16 protein-coding genes are annotated in these 18426 nt (G+C 66.3%); 11 read left to right on the forward strand and 5 right to left on the reverse strand.

Annotation, left to right across the window (positions count from 1 at the left end):
- Positions 1 to 21 precede the first annotated feature (21 nt).
- From SIDU_RS17185 to SIDU_RS17210, 6 genes are read left to right on the forward strand one after another with little or no spacing between them, the layout of a single operon-like run.
- Positions 22 to 444 (forward strand): Zn-ribbon domain-containing OB-fold protein, encoded by a 423-nt coding sequence (locus SIDU_RS17185; protein WP_007682892.1) that lies wholly within the window; start codon positions 22 to 24, stop codon positions 442 to 444.
- Positions 441 to 1589, forward strand: a complete 1149-nt coding sequence (locus tag SIDU_RS17190; protein WP_007682890.1) for a thiolase family protein — start codon at positions 441 to 443, stop codon at positions 1587 to 1589. Before SIDU_RS17185 ends, SIDU_RS17190 begins: the two co-directional genes overlap by 4 nt.
- A gap of 4 nt (positions 1590 to 1593) precedes the next feature.
- Complete coding sequence (locus tag SIDU_RS17195) at positions 1594 to 2772, forward strand: acyl-CoA dehydrogenase family protein (protein WP_007682889.1); 1179 nt, start codon at positions 1594 to 1596, stop codon at positions 2770 to 2772.
- A gap of 18 nt (positions 2773 to 2790) precedes the next feature.
- A complete protein-coding gene (locus SIDU_RS17200) occupies positions 2791 to 3966 on the forward strand; it encodes an acetyl-CoA C-acetyltransferase (RefSeq protein ID WP_007682888.1) in 1176 nt (391 codons plus the stop codon).
- A 3-nt stretch (positions 3967 to 3969) separates the two neighbouring features.
- Positions 3970 to 4968, forward strand: coding sequence for an acyl-CoA dehydrogenase family protein (locus SIDU_RS17205; RefSeq protein WP_007682887.1), 999 nt, complete (start codon positions 3970 to 3972; stop codon positions 4966 to 4968).
- 10 nt (positions 4969 to 4978) lie between these two features.
- Positions 4979 to 5725, forward strand: a complete 747-nt coding sequence (locus SIDU_RS17210) for an SDR family oxidoreductase (RefSeq protein ID WP_007682886.1) — start codon at positions 4979 to 4981, stop codon at positions 5723 to 5725.
- Positions 5726 to 5895: 170 nt separating this feature from the next.
- Here the strand turns inward: SIDU_RS17210 and SIDU_RS17215 are convergent, their stop codons facing one another.
- From SIDU_RS17215 to SIDU_RS17235, 5 genes are all read right to left on the reverse strand, one after another.
- A complete protein-coding gene (locus tag SIDU_RS17215) occupies positions 5896 to 7368 on the reverse strand; it encodes a DUF1254 domain-containing protein (RefSeq protein ID WP_007682885.1) in 1473 nt (490 codons plus the stop codon).
- A gap of 7 nt (positions 7369 to 7375) precedes the next feature.
- Entirely contained in the window at positions 7376 to 8674 is a 1299-nt protein-coding gene (locus tag SIDU_RS17220; RefSeq protein ID WP_007682884.1) for a spinster family MFS transporter, read from the reverse strand.
- Positions 8675 to 8776: 102 nt separating this feature from the next.
- The gene (locus tag SIDU_RS17225; RefSeq protein ID WP_007682883.1) at positions 8777 to 11665 is read right to left on the reverse strand and encodes a TonB-dependent receptor domain-containing protein; all 2889 of its coding nucleotides are present in this window, start codon (positions 11663 to 11665) and stop codon (positions 8777 to 8779) included.
- 65 nt (positions 11666 to 11730) lie between these two features.
- Positions 11731 to 12813 carry a phosphotransferase family protein gene (locus tag SIDU_RS17230; protein ID WP_007682882.1) on the reverse strand — a complete coding sequence of 361 codons (1083 nt, stop codon included), beginning with the start codon at positions 12811 to 12813 and terminating at the stop codon, positions 11731 to 11733.
- Positions 12810 to 14048 carry an acyl-CoA dehydrogenase family protein gene (locus SIDU_RS17235; protein WP_007682881.1) on the reverse strand — a complete coding sequence of 413 codons (1239 nt, stop codon included), beginning with the start codon at positions 14046 to 14048 and terminating at the stop codon, positions 12810 to 12812. Before SIDU_RS17235 ends, SIDU_RS17230 begins: the two co-directional genes overlap by 4 nt.
- 182 nt (positions 14049 to 14230) lie before the next feature.
- Here SIDU_RS17235 and SIDU_RS17240 point away from each other — a divergent pair, with 182 nt between their 5' ends.
- From SIDU_RS17240 to SIDU_RS17260, 5 genes are read left to right on the forward strand one after another with little or no spacing between them, the layout of a single operon-like run.
- Positions 14231 to 14938: a carboxymuconolactone decarboxylase family protein gene (locus SIDU_RS17240; RefSeq protein ID WP_007682880.1), complete on the forward strand. Its 708-nt coding sequence runs from the start codon at positions 14231 to 14233 to the stop codon at positions 14936 to 14938.
- 42 nt (positions 14939 to 14980) lie between these two features.
- Positions 14981 to 15778, forward strand: a complete 798-nt coding sequence (locus tag SIDU_RS17245) for an enoyl-CoA hydratase/isomerase family protein (protein WP_007682879.1) — start codon at positions 14981 to 14983, stop codon at positions 15776 to 15778.
- Between the two features lie 3 nt (positions 15779 to 15781).
- Positions 15782 to 16120, forward strand: a complete 339-nt coding sequence (locus SIDU_RS17250) for an EthD family reductase (protein ID WP_007682877.1) — start codon at positions 15782 to 15784, stop codon at positions 16118 to 16120.
- Positions 16113 to 16907, forward strand: a complete 795-nt coding sequence (locus tag SIDU_RS17255) for an SDR family NAD(P)-dependent oxidoreductase (protein ID WP_007682875.1) — start codon at positions 16113 to 16115, stop codon at positions 16905 to 16907. Before SIDU_RS17250 ends, SIDU_RS17255 begins: the two co-directional genes overlap by 8 nt.
- A complete protein-coding gene (locus SIDU_RS17260; protein WP_007682874.1) occupies positions 16900 to 18426 on the forward strand; it encodes a class I adenylate-forming enzyme family protein in 1527 nt (508 codons plus the stop codon). The genes SIDU_RS17255 and SIDU_RS17260 overlap by 8 nt, the downstream gene beginning before the upstream one ends.

Genomic DNA, 18426 nt, shown 5'->3' on the forward strand with positions numbered 1-18426 from the left:
GTCTTCGGAAGGAGATAAGCGATGCCCGACACCCTGCCCATTCCGATAGCCGACGGCCTCATCTGCCCCGATGCAGACGGCATTGCGCTGCTTGCCTCCAGAGAGCGGGCAACCCATCGCCTGTGCTTTCCGGCACGGCCGGAAGACGACACGCGCTACGACCGCGTCCTGCTGCCGCGCACGGGCCGGCTCTGGTCGTGGACTGTCCAGCGTTTCCGCCCCAAGTCGCCGCCCTATGCCGGCCCGGAAGCGTTCGAGCCTTACGCCGTGGGCTATGTCGAACTGGATGGGGCGCTGATCGTCGAGGGTCGCCTGGTCGACGTGGCGTTCGATGATCTGGCAATCGGCATGGCGATGCGCGTCGTGCCGCTGCCCTTCCCGCTGGCGGACGGCACAGTGCGCACCAGCTTCGGCTTCGCACCGGACGGGAGCGCCGGGATATGAGCGAGGACGTCTTCATCGTCGGCGCGGGAATCCATCCCTTCGGCCGCACGCCCGGCCTTTCGGGCCTGCAGCAGGGCGTCTTCGCCGTCCGCCAGGCGCTCGAACGCGCGGGGCTGGCATGGCGCGATATCCAGTTCGCGTTCGGCGGATCGGACGCCGCCGGGAATGCGGACACGATGGTGTCGGAACTGGGGCTGACCGGCATCCCCTTCATCAACGTCGCCAACGGGTGCGCGACTGGCGGTTCGGCGATGTTCGGCGCCTACAGCACGATCAAGTCCGGCGAGTTCGATCTTGGCCTCGCTGTAGGTTTCGACAAGCACCCGCGAGGCTCCTTCTCGCCCCTGCCGGCGGACTGGGGGTTGCCGGACTGGTATGGCGAGACGGGGCTGATGCTGACCACCCAGTTCTTCGCCATGAAGATCCAGCGTTATATGAGCCTCCATGGCATCACCCCGCGCATGCTGGGCGCGGTCGCCGAAAAGGCGTTCGCCAACGGCGTCCTCGCCGATCATGCCTGGCGGCGCGAAGCGGTGGACATCGACACCATCCTCCATTCGCAGATGGTCAGCGACCCGCTCACCAAATTCATGTTCTGCTCGCCGGGGGAGGGCGCGGTGGCGCTGTTGCTGGCGAGCGGCAGGAAAGCCCGCGAACTCGGCCTGCCCGCGGTGCGGTTGCGTGCGGCCGCGGTTCGCACCCGGCCCCCCGGATCGTTCGAGGTCTTTTCGCCAGCGCTTGATCTGGAGCGCGGCGGCTCGCCCACCAGCGTCGCGTCTCAGGCAGCCTATGACATGGCGGGCGTCGGCCCCGAGGACATCGACATCGCGCAACTTCAGGACACGGAGGCGGGGGCCGAGATCATGCACATGGCCGAAAACGGGTTCTGCGCCGATGGCGAGCAGGCCGCATGGATCGCCGAGGGCCGCACGCGGATCGACGGCAGCCTGCCGGTCAACACCGATGGCGGGTGCCTCGCCTGCGGGGAGCCGATCGGCGCATCGGGGCTTCGCCAGGTGTATGAAAATTATGTGCAATTGATCGGGCAGGCGGGTGCGCGGCAGGCTCCGGGCAAGCTGCGCCTGGGCTACAGCCATGTCTATGGCGCGCCGGGCGTGTCCGCCGTCGCCATCGTGGAGCGCTGAGGCCATGGACCTGGCGCTTACACCAGAGCAGCGCGCCTTCCGCGAGGAGGTGCGCGCTTTCCTCGCCGCATCGCTCTCGCCCAAGCTTCGGCGCGGGGCCGCACTGACGTCCGGCGTCTTCGCCGAACCCGATATCGCACGCGAATGGCAGGCGATATTGGAAGCGAAGGGATGGCTGGTCTATCACTGGCCGGACCATGCAGGCGGGCCGGGATGGACGCCGGTCCAGCGCTGGATCTTCGAGAAGGAATGCGCGGAGGCGGGCGCTCCGATCCTGCCCGGCATGGGCCTGAAGCTGGTGGGGCCGGTGCTCTACACCTATGGCACCCAGGCGCAGAAGGACCATTATCTCCCGCGCCTGCGCACGGCCGAGCATGTTTGGGCGCAGGGTTTTTCGGAACCCGGCTCCGGCTCCGACCTCGCCAGCCTGCGGACCCGCGCCGTGCGCGACGGCGACCATTATGTCGTGTCGGGCCACAAGATCTGGACCACGCAGGCGCACCATGCGAACCGGCTGTTCGCTTTGGTCCGCACCGATCCGCATGTGAAGCCGCAACAGGGCATCAGTTTCCTGCTGATCGACATGGCGCTGCCCGGCGTGACGGTGAAGCCGATCCTCAGCGCGTCGGGCGATCACGAGTTGAACGAGGTCTTCCTCGACGAGGTGCGGGTGCCGGTCTCGGACCGTGTCGGCGAAGAGGGGCAAGGCTGGTCTATCGCCAAGTTCCTGCTGGAGAATGAGCGGGGCGGGTCCAGCTTCGCCCCGGCGATCCTGGCCGATCTTGCCCGGTTGCGCACATCGATGGGGCCGCTGACCGGCGAACTGGCGGATCGCGCCGTCCGGCTTCAACTGGAGGCGGAAGCGCTGGAGATGACCGAACTGCGGACGCTGATCGAGATCGAGCATGGCGCCGCGCCCGACCCGCGCAGCCTGACCACCAAGCTGCTGGCGTCCGAGATCCGGCAGGGCGTGGAGGCGCTGGCGGTTGACGCCTTCGGCCTCGCCGGTCTTCAACTGCCGGTCGAGCGTCCCTTTTACGGCGACGCTATGCCCACACCCATCGGTTCGCCTGAGGCGCAGGTCGCGGCCGCCCGCTACCTCAACGCCCGCGCCTGGTCGATCTTCGGCGGCACCAGCGAAATCCAGCTCACACTCATCGCGAAGGCCGCGCTCGGCCTTTAGACACAAGAAGGATGCACCATGCCTGAAGCCTATATCGTTTCCGCCCGCCGCACCGCTGGCGGCCGCCGCAACGGCCGCCTTGCCGGCTGGCACCCCGCCGATCTTGGCGCCCTCGTGCTGGACGCGCTGGTCGCCGACGCGGGCGTCGATCCGGCCGCGATCGACGATGTGATCATCGGTTGCGTCAGCCAGGTGGGCGAGCAGACCTTCGCCTTCGGCCGCAACATCGTGCTCGCCTCCAGCCTGCCCGACAGCGTGCCGGCGGTGACGATCGACAGGCAGTGCGGCTCGTCCCAGCAGGCCGTGCATTTCGCGGCGCAGGCGGTCATGTCGGGCCTTCAGGACATCGTGATCGCAGGGGGCGTCGAAAGCATGACGCGCGTGCCGATGGGCTCGCCCATCACGCTGGCCAAGGCGGGCGGCATCGGCGCCAACCCCTTCTCGGAGGCGATCCAGAAGCGCTATGGCGTGGAGATGTTCAGCCAGTTCCACGGCGCGCAGATGATCGCCGACAAATATGGCTTCACCCGCGACGACCATGACAGGTTCGCGCTCGCCAGCCACCGGAAAGCGGCGGCGGCCATGAATGCAGGCGCGTTCGACGCCGAGATCGTTCCGGTGCCCGTCGTCACGGCGGAAGGGGAGCAGGCGATCCACGACCGCGACGAAGGCGTCCGCGCCGATGCGTCGATGGAGTCGATCGGTTCGGTCAAGTTGCTGAGCGAGGGCGGCACGCTGTCCGCGGCGACCGCGAGCCAGATCTGCGACGGCGCGAGCGGCGTGCTCGTCGCGTCCGAAGCCGCCGTCAGGGCGCATGGCCTGAAGCCCATCGCCCGCATCGTCAACCTGGCGGTGACGGCGGGCGACCCGGTCATCATGCTGGAAGAGCCGATCCCGGCGACGCGGCGGGTTCTCGACCGCGCCGGCATGACGATGAAGGACATCGATCTGTTCGAAGTGAACGAGGCCTTCGCCTCGATCCCCCTGGCATGGATGAAGGCGCTTGATGCCGACCCGGAGAGGCTGAACGTCAACGGAGGCGCCATCGCGCTCGGTCATCCGCTCGGCGCGACCGGCACGAAGCTGATGGCGACGCTGATCCATGCGCTCAAGGCGCGGGGCCAGCGCTACGGTCTCCAGACCATGTGCGAAGGCGGCGGCATCGCCAACGCCTCGATCATCGAGGTGCTCTGAGCCATGAACCTCGCGCTCAGCGATGAGCAGGCGATGGTCCGCGACATGGTCCGCCGCTTCCTGGCGGACCGATATGACGCGACGACCATGGCGAAAGGGCCGATGTCTCCCGACGACTGGCGCGCATTGGGGGAACTCGGCCTTTTCGCCCTGCTGACGCCGGAGCAGGCAGGCGGCCTGGGCGGCGGCGCGGCGGAGGTGATGATCGTCTCCGAAGAGATGGGGCGCGCCCTTGCGATCACCCCGCTGGCCGAGGCCATCCTGCTGTGCGGCCGGGCCATCGCTGGCAGTGCCGCCGCCGAAGAATGGGGCGACAGGCTGATGCAGGGGGACGCCCTGCTCGCATTCGCGCCGGGTGGCGCGCTTGTGGACGGAAGGCTCCGCGGATCGGCGGCCATTGTCCGGGATGGCATGGATGCCGCCGCCTTTGTCGTGGAGACCGAGGCAGGCGCGCTTATGCTGGTCGACGGGCAGGACAGCGGAGTCCGCAGGACGCCGGTTCGCCTGGTCGACGGCAGCATGGCGGCCCATGTGCGATTCGATGCGGTGCAGGCCCAGCCGCTCACCGTTCCGGCGGGCATGTGGGCGGAGGCCCAAGCCCTGGCCGGCCTGTCGATCGTCGCCGAGTTAGTGGGCGCGATGGCGAGCTTGCTCGACCTGACCGTCGATTATGTCAGGCAGCGCCACCAGTTCGGCAAGCCGATCGCGAGCTTTCAGGTCGTCCAGCATCGCTGCGCCCGGATGTACACTTGGTTGGAGCAGTCCCGATCCTTGCTTTTGAAGGCGGCCCTGGCCGAGGAGGAAGCGCGGGTCCGGGCCGTGACGGCGGCGAGGGCCTATATTGGCGACGCTGCCTTGAAACTCGCTGAGGAGGCAGTGCAGTTGCATGGCGGCATGGGCGTGACCGATGAACTTGCGATCGGGCGAGGGCTGCGCCGCGTGCTGCTGCTGTCGCGCCTCCATGGCGGTGGAATCGCCGCCCGTGCCGCCCTGGCAGCCTAAGGGATCAACGATGGCGACAAAAGGCAGGGTTGAAGGGAAGGTCGTTCTCATCACCGGCGCGGCGCACGGGCTGGGCAAGGCCGATGCCGAGGCGCTGGCGCGCGAGGGCGCGCGGGTGATCGTCGCCGACGTCGACGAGGAGGAAGCGCAGCGGGTCGCCGACATGCTTCCGGCAGCGATGGCGCTTCGCCTGGACGTGACCTGCGAAGCGCAATGGCAGGCCGCGTTGACGAAAATCATGCACGCCTATGGCCGGCTCGATGCGCTGGTCAACAATGCGGGCATTGCTGCCTTCGAAACGGTCGAGCAGTCGTCGCTGGAGGCATTCCGCCGCGTGATGGCCGTTTCGGCGGAAGGAACGTTCCTGGGATGCAAGACCTGCCTGCCGGCGCTGGCGGCCAGCGGCGCGGGATCGATCGTCAACATCGCGTCCGTGGCCGCGATCCGGGGCAATCCGGCCGTGTTCGCCTATAGCGCGGCGAAGGGCGCCGTGCTCTCCATGACGCGCAGCCTGATCGTGCATTGCCAGCAGCAGGGCTATCCCGTTCGCGCCAATGTGGTTCTCCCCGGATCGCACGATACGCAGATGGTGCGCGAAGCCTATCGCTTCGCCGCGCCCGAATTGCGCGAAGCCGCCCGCAAGCACGAAGGACAGCCGGAGCATGTCGCCGACCTGGTCCTGTTCCTGGTGTCGGATGAGTCGGCCCGGTTGAACGGCGCGGAGATCGTCATCGACAATGGCCGGACCGTGGCCTGATGCTAGGCTGTATCGACATTCAGCCCTGACGGCCTGCAAATGGTTGAAGCGAGTCACGTGCCTCGCTTCAATCTCCGTGCTTCCGGTGCTCACCTACTTTGAGTAGGCTGCGCGCCGGGTCACGGAAAATCACCATTTTCGGCTCGCCATCTTCTGAATGTCGATACAGCCTAGGGCGCCCCACAGCCTCCTGAGGCAGGCGGGACGTTTATGGCAATCGGCTGGATGGCTGGCGGATGCCATCCCCCCTCCGCCGCCTTTGCCTTGGGCCGGTAAAGGCGCATCATCAGCATGAATGGTTCGCGCGGAGCGGGCAGCCAGTTCGCCCGCTTGTCCGCGCCGGGATCGTCATTCTGGATGAGAAGGCGAAGCGATCCGTCCGGCCCATAGGCAAGGCCCGGCGTCCGGTCGCCGATCGAGTAGCGATCGATCGGATTGGCGGCCAGAAAACCTTTCTCATAATAGAGCGTGATGGACCAGAAGCCGTCCACCGGCGGCAGATCCTGCTTGCGAAAGCACAGGGCGTAGTTGTTCCGACCGTCGAGCTGTCGCCCCTGCGCATCGAGATGGGCGACCGGATAAAGCGCTTCGCCCTTGTCCAGCACATAGATCTGGTCCATCGCCACGGCTGCGCGCAACAGGAAGTCCCGGCCGAAGCGGGAGCCGGCGTAGCTGGTCGACCAGCCGCCCGAAAGCGTGCCGAGATGACGCGTCTTCTCCCGAATGATGGCAAGGCCATCGGCGACGCCACGCTCGATGGCTGCACGCTCGTCCGGCGGCAGATGCGCGTAGCGGAAGCCGTTTTCGACGGTGAGGCCGATCCGGCGCAGGGATGCGACCAGGCCGGCATCCTCTTTCGATACGCGCCAGTCTTCAAGCACCGTGCCCAGGCTGGCCAGGAGCTTCAGGCCATCGGGCACGTCCTTCCTGTCGCCCGCCAGGGCGCGCTGCGATGTTATCGGCGCTTCGGTCAGGCGTCCCCTCTCAGACCATTGGTGCAGCCTTATCGCATCCTGAAGGCGATGTACGTTCGGTAGGTCCTGCGATCCGTCGACGAGGATGCGTCCCGCCACCATGAGGTAGCGCTGCGCGCTGCGGACGACTTTTACGCCCTTCGGGATTTCTCCGCGATAGTCCGGCCCGACGATGAAGATCGGCGGAAGCCGCCCGCCATGGCTGCTCTGACCATAGGATTGCCGCGTCTCGCTGTCGGCGTCGCCGAACTGAAAGACATAGTAGCGTGTCCCGAAGTCCGGCGTGTCGAGCTGAAACGGCCCTGCCTGCATGTCCAGGAAGGCGAGGCTGTAGAGCGTGTCGTTGTTCGGCGCGACGCCGATCCGCGTGTCGGGTCCGGCAAGGTCGCGCGCCTGCCCGATCCGGTTGATCGGCGCGGTGGCGAGCGTCGTCGGGCGAGGTGCGAAAGGATGCTCCGGCTGGGTTGCCTTCTGCCGCAACTGCGCCGCCCGAACCAGGGGGTAGCCCCAGACAGTGGCGCGGACGGCCAGCGTGTAAGAGTCGGTGCTTGCGCCGGCAAATATCTGCCGCGTGTTCGTCGCGTTTGGGAGCGGCCCTGCCTGGAGCGGCTGGGCAACGACGCTCAGCAGAAAGGCGAACAACAGCATGAGAGAACGGACTGGCGGCATGGAAGGTTCAATGCTCCTTGAGATCTCCCGCGTAGAAGCGGGATGCCCAGGCGATGCTGCCGGCGCCCGCGAGCGAGAACAGCACCACGGCCGACAGCGCGTAACGCAGCGATGTGTCCTGCATCCCTTCCGCCGCCGCCAGATGATCGCTGAGGAACCCCGTCACCGCCGGCCCCAGGCCCAGCCCGAACAGGTTGAAGACCAGCAGGGTCACGGCCGAGGTCAATGCCCGGATGCGCGGCGGGACGACAGACTGCGGGACGCCTATGATCGGGCCGTAATAGAAGAACATCAGCATGGTCGCCAGGAAGCCGAACGCCAGCGACGCCGTCAGCGAAGGGATCAGGAACTGGACCAGCGCGGCGGGGACCATCAGGAGCATCGCGGCGGCGCTCACCCAGACGCGGCCCGCCGGATTGCGCGATCCCGCCGCGTCCGACAGGCGGCCACCCAGATAGATGCCGATGCCGCCGCCCAGCCCGTTCATCAGCGCCAGCCAGGAGGCGACGTCGGCAAGCGGCATCTGGTGGACGCGCATGTAGAAGGGCGCGGACCAGCTCATCATCGCATATTGGGCGAAGGCATGAAGGGTCGTGCCGATCAGCATGTAGCGATAGGTCCGCAGCCGCCACAGGAAGCGCATGGCTTCGCCGAGGGGCGGCGCTTTTTCCGTTCTCGCGGAAAGGCCCGACCCCGTCCGCGCAGGTTCCCGCACGAGCAGCAGGACGAGCGGCGCCAGGGCCAGCCCCGCGACGCCGATCACCCCGAAGGCGAGACGCCACCCCAGCGCGGCGGCGATCCAGCCGCCCGATGCATAGCCGAGCATGATCCCGGCCGGGAGCGCCAGTCCCCACAGGGCAAGCGCCGTGACCCGCTTTTCGGGCGGGTAGTAATCGGCGATGATGGAATGGGAAGCGGGCACGGAACCGGCTTCCCCCAGCGCGACGCCGATGCGGAACGCGACCAGCGAGCCGAAGCCGGTCGCCAGGCCCGAAAGCGCGGTCATGCCGCTCCAGGTGGCGAGCGAGGCGGCGATGATGTTGCGGCGATTGAAGCGGTCCGCCAGCCGCGCGATGGGAACGGACAGCGTCGCGTAGAACAGCGCGAAGGCAAGGCCGGTGAGCAGTCCGAGCTGACCGTCGCTCAGCCCCAGCTCGCGCTTGATCGGTTCCTGAAGCACCGACAGGACCGTGCGATCGATATAGTTGAACATCGACACCAGCCCCAGCATGACCAGCATCGTCCGGCGCAACCCGGCGGCGGAGGTCGTCGGCGGGGCGGTGAGTCCGATGGGAGGGCTGTTCATGCGACTACCTCTTTAAAGGCTCTTTGATTGAAGGGAGGCCCGCTTGGGCGGGCCTCCCCGAATTATCGAACTTCCCTCGCCGGTGGTCCGCTTGGCAATCCCTCAGAATTTGAAACGAACCCCCGCCGTGAGCGTGCGCCCGGCGACGTTGTAGAGCGTGAACAGCGTCGGATAGAGAAGGCCCGGCGCGGCGGCCGCGGCCACCAGCGGCGGCTTGCGGTCGAACAGGTTGGTGGCTGTCACGAACAGCTCCGGTTCTCCGCGGACGTCGAACTTATAGGATGCCGTGGCGTCGGTATAGAAGACCGGCTTGATCGCCGGGACAGCATAAAAGGACGTCGGATCGTTCTTGAGGTTGCCGATGGTCACCTTGCCGATCATCGATTCCTGCACGAACAGCGTCAGGCCGCCATTGGTGTAATTGGCGCTGAGCGTGCCCCTGAACTTGGGATAGGCATAGCCCGTCTGGCTGTTGACGCCATGGCCGGCATAATCGATCACCGGCGCGATGGAATTGGTCTGAGACTTGTAGCGGTCGAGATAGTTGGCGAAAGCGCGCAGCGCGAGTTCGCCATCGCCCAGCTTGGTTCGGTACGACATGGTGATGTCGAGGCCGCTGGTGCGCAGGAAGCTGATGTTCTGCGTGATGAGGCTCACCGAAATCGGATAGTTGGCGGGTGAGCGATCGCTGAACGGCAGCGGCCTTTCGATAAGAGCGCATGTCGGCGACGTGCCGTTCGACGTTTCGCACTCGTTGACGACATCGTTCAGCCCCTGCGTGGCGATGGCGCCCTTTATCTTGAGGTCGTAATAATCGACCGAAACGTCGAAGCCGGGCAGGAAACTGGGGCTGAGGACCACGCCCGCGGCGAACGTGTCGCCGGTTTCGGGATCGAGGTTGGGATTGCCGCCGCTGAATTGACGGATCGAACCCGGCTGGCCCGTGTGAGGGTCGTTGAAGTTCACCGGCGCGGTCTGAACGCCCGCGAACAGTTCGAACAGCGAGGGCGCGCGAATATCGCGCGAGCGCGTGACGCGGAACATCACGTCCTCAATCGGCTTGTAGACCGCGCCGACCTTCCAGGTCTTGACGCTTCCGCTGGTGCTGTAGTCGGTGAGGCGGAAAGCGCCGTTGAGGCTCAGTTCCTCGGCAAGGGGCTGGCCCTTGAATATCGGAACCTGCGCTTCTGCAAACACCTCCTTCACATTCAGCTTGCCGAAGGCCGAGCCGACATTGGTGTTGTTGAAGCGGGTCATGCGGTTGGCCGGAATGCCCCGCAGCCCGGTGAAGTCGATGGGCACGGCGGGATCGGAATTGGACGTCAGGTCCAGCTTCTGCTTGCGATATTGCCCGCCGATGGCGACCGTGACCGGGCCTGCCGGAAGCTCGAAAACGTCCCCGCGCGCCGACAGGACGAAGTCGTCGGTCGAGTTCATGGCGCGGTAGCGGGATACGCCGAGCACGGTTTGCAGATCGGCGGCGGAGGGCGTTCCCGCGCCGAAGACATTGAGCGGCGTGCACCCCGGATAGAGGCCGGGGTTGGTCAGCGTGACGCGGCAGACGATCGAACCGTTAGGTCCGCGAACCGCGTCCAGCGCCGCTGCCAGCTTCGGAATCTCGACCTGCGTCTGGGCGAATTTGGTGACGGACTTGCCATGGGTATAGTCGGCAGTGATGTTCCATCCGCCCAGGTTCCATTCAAGGCCGCCGTTGATGAGATAGGCGTTGGTCGCCTCCCGCGTCGGGATCGGTCCCTGCTCGGCGATGAAGCGGAAGACGGTGAAGTTGTCATTCGGCCCCATTTGCGCCTGGACCGCCGGGTCCAGGAAGGCGTTGCCGCTGAAGAAGCGGAAGCCGAGCACGGACTGGGCCTGCGTGTCATAGCTGGTGACGCTGCGCGAGTAGCTGCCCTGGACATGCGCCGTCAGCCCATCGGTCAGGTCGTAGGCCAGCCGGCCAAAGCCCTGGGTCGTCGTCAGCGGCGCGATCAACTGGTTGAAGCCGGGAATGTAGAGGCCGTCGCCGCCCACATTGGTGCCCGGCGTGCCGGTCGGCGTGCCGCGCTGTATCGGACGCACCGCGCCGCCGGGCAGGAAGATAGTGTTGACGAGCGCGGGCACCGTGCTCGCGGTGATGATGCCGTTATTATAGTCGTTCGTCGTGAAGCGCAGGTTCGGCAGGAAGATGAACGGATTTGCCTCGCGGCCCGGAGCGGCGGTCGATCCGGGGACCGAACCCACGGCCGCATAGGCGTCGTCACCGTAGATGCGCGCGCTGCGCTTGATGCCATCGCTGTGAAAGCGCTCGACCGAGGCGAGGACATGACCGCGATCGCCTGCAAAGCTCATGCCCCCCGCAATGCCGATGCGGTAGTTGCCAAGGTCGCCGCGGGTGGACACGCCGCGCTGCGCGACGCCCTTCACCCCGGTGAACTTCTTGTCGAGGACGAAGTTCACCGCGCCGCTGACGGCGTCGGAGCCGTAGACGGCGGATGCGCCGCCGGTCACGACGTCGACCCGCTGGATCAGAAGTTGCGGGATCGTGTTGACGTCCACCGCGCCGCGGAATGTCGTGGGCGGCACGCGGATGCCGTCGAGCAGGATCAGCGCCCGCGTCGGGCCGACGCCGCGCAGGTTGAGCAGATTGCCATGCTCGCCGCTATTGCCCTGCAACTGGCTGTTGGATTGCGGGCTGACGGAGTTGGCGAATTGCGGCAGCTTGTTGATCGCGTCGGCAAGGTTGGTGGGGGTCGCCTTCTCCAGCTCCGTGGTGGGCGCGACGGTGACGGGCGTCGGCTGGTTATAGCCGTCGCGCACGACGCGCGTTCCGGTGACGATGATGTCTTGCGCGGAAGGCGCGCCGGCATCCTCCGCCGACTGCGCTTCGGCCGTTGCCGTCGCCGCCGTTTGCGCATGGGCCGGCACGATGATCCCGGCAAACGCGCATCCCGAAAGGAGCGCTACTCGGCCAATCTTGAACCTTGTCATCATCTCTCTCCCTCTGATTAGGGCCATTTTGTCTTTCGCCCAGAAATCTCTTCTGTCCTGTGAGCAGATCAGCGCGCGCCAGCCTCCTGCGCCGCCAGCCAGGCGGCCTTGGCGAGCGGTTCGATCCGCGTGACGATGTCGCCGGCATTGCTTGCGGTCTGCACGCCGTCGCGCGCCCGGCCGGCTATGCCCTGCAAAATGGCGGCCACCCGGAACAGGTTGAAGGCGCGGTAGAAGGGGTGCGTCGGATCGCAGCGAAGGCCGGTCCGCTCGCAATAGCGCCGGGCATAATCTTCGGCCGTGGGAATGCCGAGCGCGGCAAGATCGGCGCCGCGCAGGGTTCCGCGCACGTCAACGCCCTCCGGCCTGAACCACTCCATCATATGGTAGGTGAGGTCGCCGAGCGGATCGCCCAGGGTCGACAATTCCCAGTCTATGACAGCCGACACCCGCGGCTCGGTCGGGTGAACGAGCAGATTGTGGAAGGAATAGTCGCCATGAATGATCGTGGTGCGCTCCTCCGTGGCGGGCACCGCATCCGGCAACCAGGCGACAAGCCGGTCCATTTCGGGAATGTCGCGGGTGCGCGAGGCTTCATATTGCCGCGACCAGCGCGAAATCTGCCGCGCGAAATAATTGCCCGGCTTGCCATAGTCGGCCAGGCCGAGCGCCGTGAAATCGACCAGATGCAGGCGGGCAAGCGTTTCATTGGCGGAATCGTAGATGGCGGCGCGTTCAGCCCGGTCGAGGCCCGGCATGCGCGGATCCCAGAAACTGCGCCCCGGAACGTAGCGCATCACGTAGAAGATGCTGCCGATGACATCCTCGTCCTCGCACAGCAGCAGCGGCTCGGCGACCGGCAGGCCGGCTTCGTGCAGGGCCATGGTGATGCGATATTCGCGATCCACCGCATGGGCGGACTTCAGCAATATGCCCGCGGGCTTGCGCCGCAGGACGTAGCTTTGGTCCTGCGTCGACAGGAGGAAGGTCGGGTTGGATTGTCCGCCCTCGAACCGCTGGACGCGCATGGGTCCGGAAAAATCCGCGATCCGGCCCGCCAGATAAGCGGCAAGACGGGCTTCGTCGAAGGCGCTGTTCGCGGCGACATCCACGGTCGAGCCGATCGTCGCAGCGGGCTGCGCAGCGCTCACGATGCCGCCCCTTCCGCATATTTGGCCAGTTCCATCCGGGCGAGCTGGCGTTCATGGACCTCGTCGGGTCCATCGGTCAGCCGCACGATGCGGGTGTTGGCCCAAAGCTCCGCCAGGCCGAAATCGTCGCTGACGCCACCGCCGCCATGCGCCTGGATCGCGTCGTCGACGATTTGCTGCGCCATTTTGGGCGCGGCGATCTTGATCATCGCGATTTCGGCGCGCGCGGCCTTGTTGCCGACCGTGTCCATCATGTGGGCGGCCTTCAGGCACAGCAGGCGCGCCATCTCGATCTCGCAACGGGCGCGGGCGATCCGCTCCTCCCAGACCGAATGTTCGGCGATCGCCTTGCCGAAGGCCCGTCGCGAAAGGAGGCGGCGGCACATCTTCTCCAGCGCGACTTCCATTGTCGCGATGTTGCGCATCGTGTGGTGGATGCGTCCGGGACCAAGGCGCCCCTGTGCGATTTCGAAGCCGCAACCTTCGCCGAGCAGCATATTCTCCGCCGGCACGCGGACATTCTCCAGCGCCACCTCGAAATGCCCGTGCGGGGCGTGGTCGTAGCCAAAGACGGGCAGATGCCGCACAAGCGTCACGCCGGGCGTGTCGCGCGGCACCAGGATCATCGATTGCTGCCGGTAGGGCGCGGCGTCCGGGTCGGTCTTGCCCATGACGATGAAGAAGTCGCAGCGCGGATGGCCCGCGCCCGACGACCACCATTTCCGGCCGTTGATGACATAGTCGCCGCCGTCGCGGCGAATGTCGGTCTGGATGTTCCGCGCGTCGGAGGAGGCGACGGCCGGTTCGGTCATCAGGAAGGCGGACCGGGTCTTCCCGTCACGCAGCGGCACCATGAAGCGCTGCTTCTGCTCGGCCGTGCCGTAACGATGCAGCACCTCGAAATTGCCGGTGTCCGGCGCCATGCAGTTGAACACTTCGGACGCAAAGGAAATGCGCCCCATCAGCTCGGCGATCGGCGCATATTCGACGTTGGTAAGGCCGACGCTGGTGAAAAATTCGTCGTCATGCTCAGATGGCGGCATGAAGATGTTCCACAGCCCCGCCTGCCGCGCCTTGTCCTTGAGTTCGTCGAATACGGGCGGGATCTCGGTCCAGCGGTCGATCGCGGCGGACTGTTGGTGATAGACCGGAACGGCAGGAACGATATGCTCCTCCATGAACGCCCTTACGCGCTCCATCCATTCCCTGGATTTGGCCGACTGTTCGAAATCCACGCATCCGCTCCAGATATGCCGCCGGATTCGAGCCGGCCTGCTCATGTTCTAATACTCACCCGACCGATCGGTCGAGTGATAAGTAGTCGACCGACTGGTCGGCTGTCAAACTGGTTAGGAGAGAAATTTTTGGTTGACGCCCGACCAGTCGGTCGATCATCTGGATCGCAGGAGAGCAAGCGATGACGAACAGCCCACTCATGGAAGTCGCCCTGTTGCGGGGCTATGCGCCGTACACGCTTGCAGGATATGACATTTTCCGATCGGTGATCGAGTCGGACGGCGCGGTGCCCGCTCGTCTGAAAGCGCTGTTCGCAGCGGTGGCTGCCGTCGATCGCCGTCATTTGCCCCTTGCGCGCCGGGAACTGGAACGCGGCGTAACGCTGGGCCTGACATCGAAGGAGGCGACCGCTGGCCTCATCGTGCTGTCCAGCCTCCGCGGCGAGGCTGCGGCGCTCGATTTCGCGCAGATCATCAAGGAGAGTTTCGGCGACGCCCAGGCGCCGGACCCGCAACCCCTGCCCAAGGCGGCGGAGGGAGAGGCGGAAGCCAATTTCCGGGCCTATTGGGCAGGGAACATCCCGGCGCCGCTCGGCGCGTTGATGCGCCTGGCGCCAGAAGCGGCGGACGCCTATTATCTCATGCGGCGGGGCAGCATCGACGCCAACCCGCTGTCCGCCAAATATGGCGAACTGCTCCTGCTCGCCATATTGGCGGCCGGATACAGTCCCATGGCCGCGACCCATGTGCGCGGCGCGCGCAATGCAGGCGCGAGCGACGAGGAAATTGCCGAAGCGGTGCTCTGCGCCATTCCGTCGGCGGGGATCGCCGCCTGGATGGCGGTGGGCGGCATGCTTGCCCCGCCCGAAGAAGGCGGCATCGCCCGCTGAAAACGACCGATCTTTTCACATCTTTGCCAAGGAGAGAGTTACATGGAACCGGAAAAGGACGTCATCCAATATGAAGTGGCCGATAACGGCATCTGCACGATCTGGCTCAACCGTCCCCATGTGAAGAATTGCGTCAGCCCCCAGCTTCTGCGCGACCTTGAGGCGGCGGTGGACAAGGCGGCCGAGGACGATTCGGTGCTGGCCGTCGTGTTCCGCGGTCGCGGCCACACCTTCTGCGCCGGCGCGGACCTCGGGCAGCTTGTGGGTCCGGTGCTGCACGAAACCAGCACCTCGCTTCAGCTCGCGATCGACTCGGCGCGCACCTATGACAAGATCTACAACATGAAGAAGCCGACCATCGCCTGCGTCGAGGGTTATGCGGTTGCCGGCGGGTTCGAGCTTTTCATCTCCTGCGACTTCGGCATCGCCGCCGACGACGCCAAGATCGGCGACTTCCACATCCGCCGCGCCTTGTTCGGCGGCGCCGGCCCGATCTATCGCCTGCCGCGCTATATCGGCATGCGCAAGTCGAAGGAACTGATGCTGACCGGCAAGCTGCTGTCGGGCAAGGAATGCGTCGAATGGGGCCTGTGCAACGCCTCGGCGCCCAGCGACCAGTTGGAGCAGTTGATCCAGGATTTCTGCGCGCCGCTGATCGACAAGAGCCCCTTCTGCATGTGGATGACCAAGATGGCGGTCAATCGCGGCATGGACGCCGACACCAACTCGCTCATCACGCTGGAGACGATGACCTGCAACGTCGTGCATCACTCCGCCGATGCGAAGGAAGGCGTCGCGGCGTTCCTCGAGAAGCGCCAGCCGGTCTGGACGGGCAAGTAAGCCGTGGCGGTCAGCATGGTCGTCCTGGCCAGCCGGCCGCAGGACTGGACGCAGGAGCGGTTCACAACCTGGTGGCGTGGGCCGCATGCCGACGCCGCCAGGGTGCTGCCGGGGCTGATAGCCTATAGACATGGCGCGGTGACGAAGGATTATGACAATCCTGAAGCGCCGGGCTGGGACGGCCATGCCGTGCTGACCTTTGCCGATCAGGCGGCGCTCGACGCCGCCTTCGCCTCGCCCGAATGGAAGGCGGCGACCGCCCAGACCAAGGGCATGGGCGGTCGGCGCATCATCCTCATCACTGATGAGGTCGATCTGCTTGCCGGAGACAATCATGGCTGACTGGAACCCCGGTTTCACCGCCGCGCAATTCCGTCTGGACGGCAAGCGCGCGCTCATCACCGGCGGACGCGGCGCGCTGGCCGAAGCCATGGCCGCGACGCTGGCGGACCTGGGCTGCGCCGTCGCCCTCGCCTCCCGCACGGAGGCCGACTGCGCCGATCTGGCGGCCGGCATAGCCGAACGGTTCCGTGTTCCGGCCGTCGGCCTTTCCTGCAACATCGCCGACGAGGCGTCGGTGGAGGCGGCGGTCGCGGGAACGATCGACCGGCTGGGCGGGCTCGACATCCTCATCAACAATGCAGGCGCGTCCTGGTGGGGACTGCCGCAGGACATCCCGCTCAAGGGCTGGCAGAAGGTGATGGACGTCAATGTGACCGGCACCTTCCTCGCCTGCCGCCACGCCGCGCGCCACATGATCTCGGCGGGCGGCGGCGCCATCGTAAACATCGCGTCGGTGGGCGCATTCCTGTCCTATCAGCCGGACGCGGGGCAGGTCGTTCCCTATACCACCAGCAAGGCGGCGATCGTTCACCTAACGAGCGATCTCGCCGCCCAATGGGCCGGGCACAATATCCGCGTCAACGCCATCGCGCCGGGCTCCATCGAGACCGGGATGACCGAAACGCTCGATCCCGCCATTCAGGAAAGGACGCGGGCGGGCATATTGATGCGCCGCTTCGGCCGCCCGGAGGAGGTGGCGGGCACGCTGGCCCTGCTGGCGTCGGACGCGGGCAGTTTCATCACGGGCCAGACCTTCCTGGTCGACGGAGGCCAATCCCTTGCCTGAGGAGCAAAGCCATCCGCCGTTCGAATGGGATGCCGAGCGGCTCTGGCCGCAATTCGCACGCCGTGCCGACGCCCAACCGGACGCGCTTGCCCTGGCGGATTGCGACGACCGACTGTGGAGCCGGGGGGAATTGCGGGAGCAGGCGATTGAAATCGCGGCCTTGCTGAAAGGGGCAGGCGTAGAGCCGGGCGACCGCGTCCTCGTCACCGCGCACAAAAGCCCCGCGACAATCGCCACGGCGCTCGCCATATCGTCGCTGCAGGCGATCTTCTGCCCGGTATCGCCAAAGCTCGGAGCGGGCGACCTTGCCTTGCTCGAATCCTCGCTCGGCCATGTCGTCAAGGTGAGCGGAGCCGGCAGCGCCCTGCCCGATATTTTCGCTGCTGTCGGCGAACGATCGAGCGACCCCCGCGATCGCGACACCGCGCTCATCGGCTTCACCTCCGGCAGCACCGGGGTGCCCAAGGGGGTGATGCACGGCCCGGAAGCCCTGAATTATGCTACCCGCGCCTGTTCAGCCATAGCGGGCCTGCAACCGGACGACGCGATCCTGGGCATCGTCCCGCTCGACAGTGCACCGGGCTTCACTTTCACGGCGCATTTTGCGCTGTCCTTGGGGCATCCGCTGGTGCTGGTCGACCCATGGGTGCCCGCCGAAGCGCTGCGGCGGGCCGAACGCTATGGCTGCGGCTGGGCGATTGCGGTGCCGACGCATCTGTTCACGATGGTGGAGGCCGCCCGGCTTGGCGAATGGAGCGGCCGCCTGCCCCTTCGCGCCATGGCGGTGGGCGGCAGCGCGATGACGCCGGAACTGATCGAGGACGCCGACCGGCTGCTTGGCCTCAAGGCGCTGCGCATGTTCGGCATGTCCGAATGCATGGGCCATGCCTCCACCCATCCGTCCCATTCGCTGGAACGCCGTCAGCTTTTCGACGGCATCCCCTTTCCCGGCACGCAGGAGGAGGCGTTCGACGCCGATCTGCGCCCCCTGCCGCGCGGCAGCCGGGGTCAGGCGGGCGTGCGCGGCCCCTCCCTCTTCCTGGGCTATGCGCAGGGCATGGGGGCGGGGCAGGAGCGCATGACGCCCGACGGCTTCTACCTGACCGGCGACGAGATCGTCCGCGATCAGGACGGCTTCGTCCGGGTGGTCGGCCGCATCAAGGACCAGATCATTCGCGGCGGATTCAACATCGACCCGGCCGAGGTGGAGGCGGCGCTGCTGCGCCATCCCGCCGTTGCGGAGGTGGCGGTGGTCGCGGTGCCCGAACGCAAGCTGGGCGAACAGGCCTGCGCCGTCTGCCGGCTGCGGAGCGATGACGGGAGCATCGACCTGCCCGCGCTGCTCGACCATCTCTCGCAGCAGGGTTTGTCCCGCAAGAAATGGCCTGAACATCTGGTGCTGGTCGAGGCGATGGCCGTCACCGCCACCGGCAAGCTCGACAAGAAGGCGATGGCCGCCATCGCCGTGGAGGAGGTCGCCCGCAGGCGCGCGGAGCCGCCCACCAGACAGGACGCATGA

Origin of the sequence: Sphingobium indicum B90A (assembly GCF_000264945.2) — a bacterium.
GTDB lineage: Bacteria > Pseudomonadota > Alphaproteobacteria > Sphingomonadales > Sphingomonadaceae > Sphingobium > Sphingobium indicum.

Bases quoted from the DNA above. Each gene is read 5' to 3' on its own strand.
- SIDU_RS17215 (WP_007682885.1), bottom strand. From the start codon at position 7,368: ATGCCGCCAGTCCGTTCTCTCATGCTGTTGTTCGCCTTTCTGCTGAGC.
- SIDU_RS17205 (WP_007682887.1), top strand. From the start codon at position 3,970: ATGAACCTCGCGCTCAGCGATGAGCAGGCGATGGTCCGCGACATGGTC.
- SIDU_RS17240 (WP_007682880.1), top strand. From the start codon at position 14,231: ATGACGAACAGCCCACTCATGGAAGTCGCCCTGTTGCGGGGCTATGCG.
- SIDU_RS17190 (WP_007682890.1), top strand. From the start codon at position 441: ATGAGCGAGGACGTCTTCATCGTCGGCGCGGGAATCCATCCCTTCGGC.
- SIDU_RS17245 (WP_007682879.1), top strand. From the start codon at position 14,981: ATGGAACCGGAAAAGGACGTCATCCAATATGAAGTGGCCGATAACGGC.
- SIDU_RS17185 (WP_007682892.1), top strand. From the start codon at position 22: ATGCCCGACACCCTGCCCATTCCGATAGCCGACGGCCTCATCTGCCCC.
- SIDU_RS17200 (WP_007682888.1), top strand. From the start codon at position 2,791: ATGCCTGAAGCCTATATCGTTTCCGCCCGCCGCACCGCTGGCGGCCGC.
- SIDU_RS17255 (WP_007682875.1), top strand. From the start codon at position 16,113: ATGGCTGACTGGAACCCCGGTTTCACCGCCGCGCAATTCCGTCTGGAC.
- SIDU_RS17195 (WP_007682889.1), top strand. From the start codon at position 1,594: ATGGACCTGGCGCTTACACCAGAGCAGCGCGCCTTCCGCGAGGAGGTG.
- SIDU_RS17220 (WP_007682884.1), bottom strand. From the start codon at position 8,674: ATGAACAGCCCTCCCATCGGACTCACCGCCCCGCCGACGACCTCCGCC.
- SIDU_RS17225 (WP_007682883.1), bottom strand. From the start codon at position 11,665: ATGATGACAAGGTTCAAGATTGGCCGAGTAGCGCTCCTTTCGGGATGC.
- SIDU_RS17210 (WP_007682886.1), top strand. From the start codon at position 4,979: ATGGCGACAAAAGGCAGGGTTGAAGGGAAGGTCGTTCTCATCACCGGC.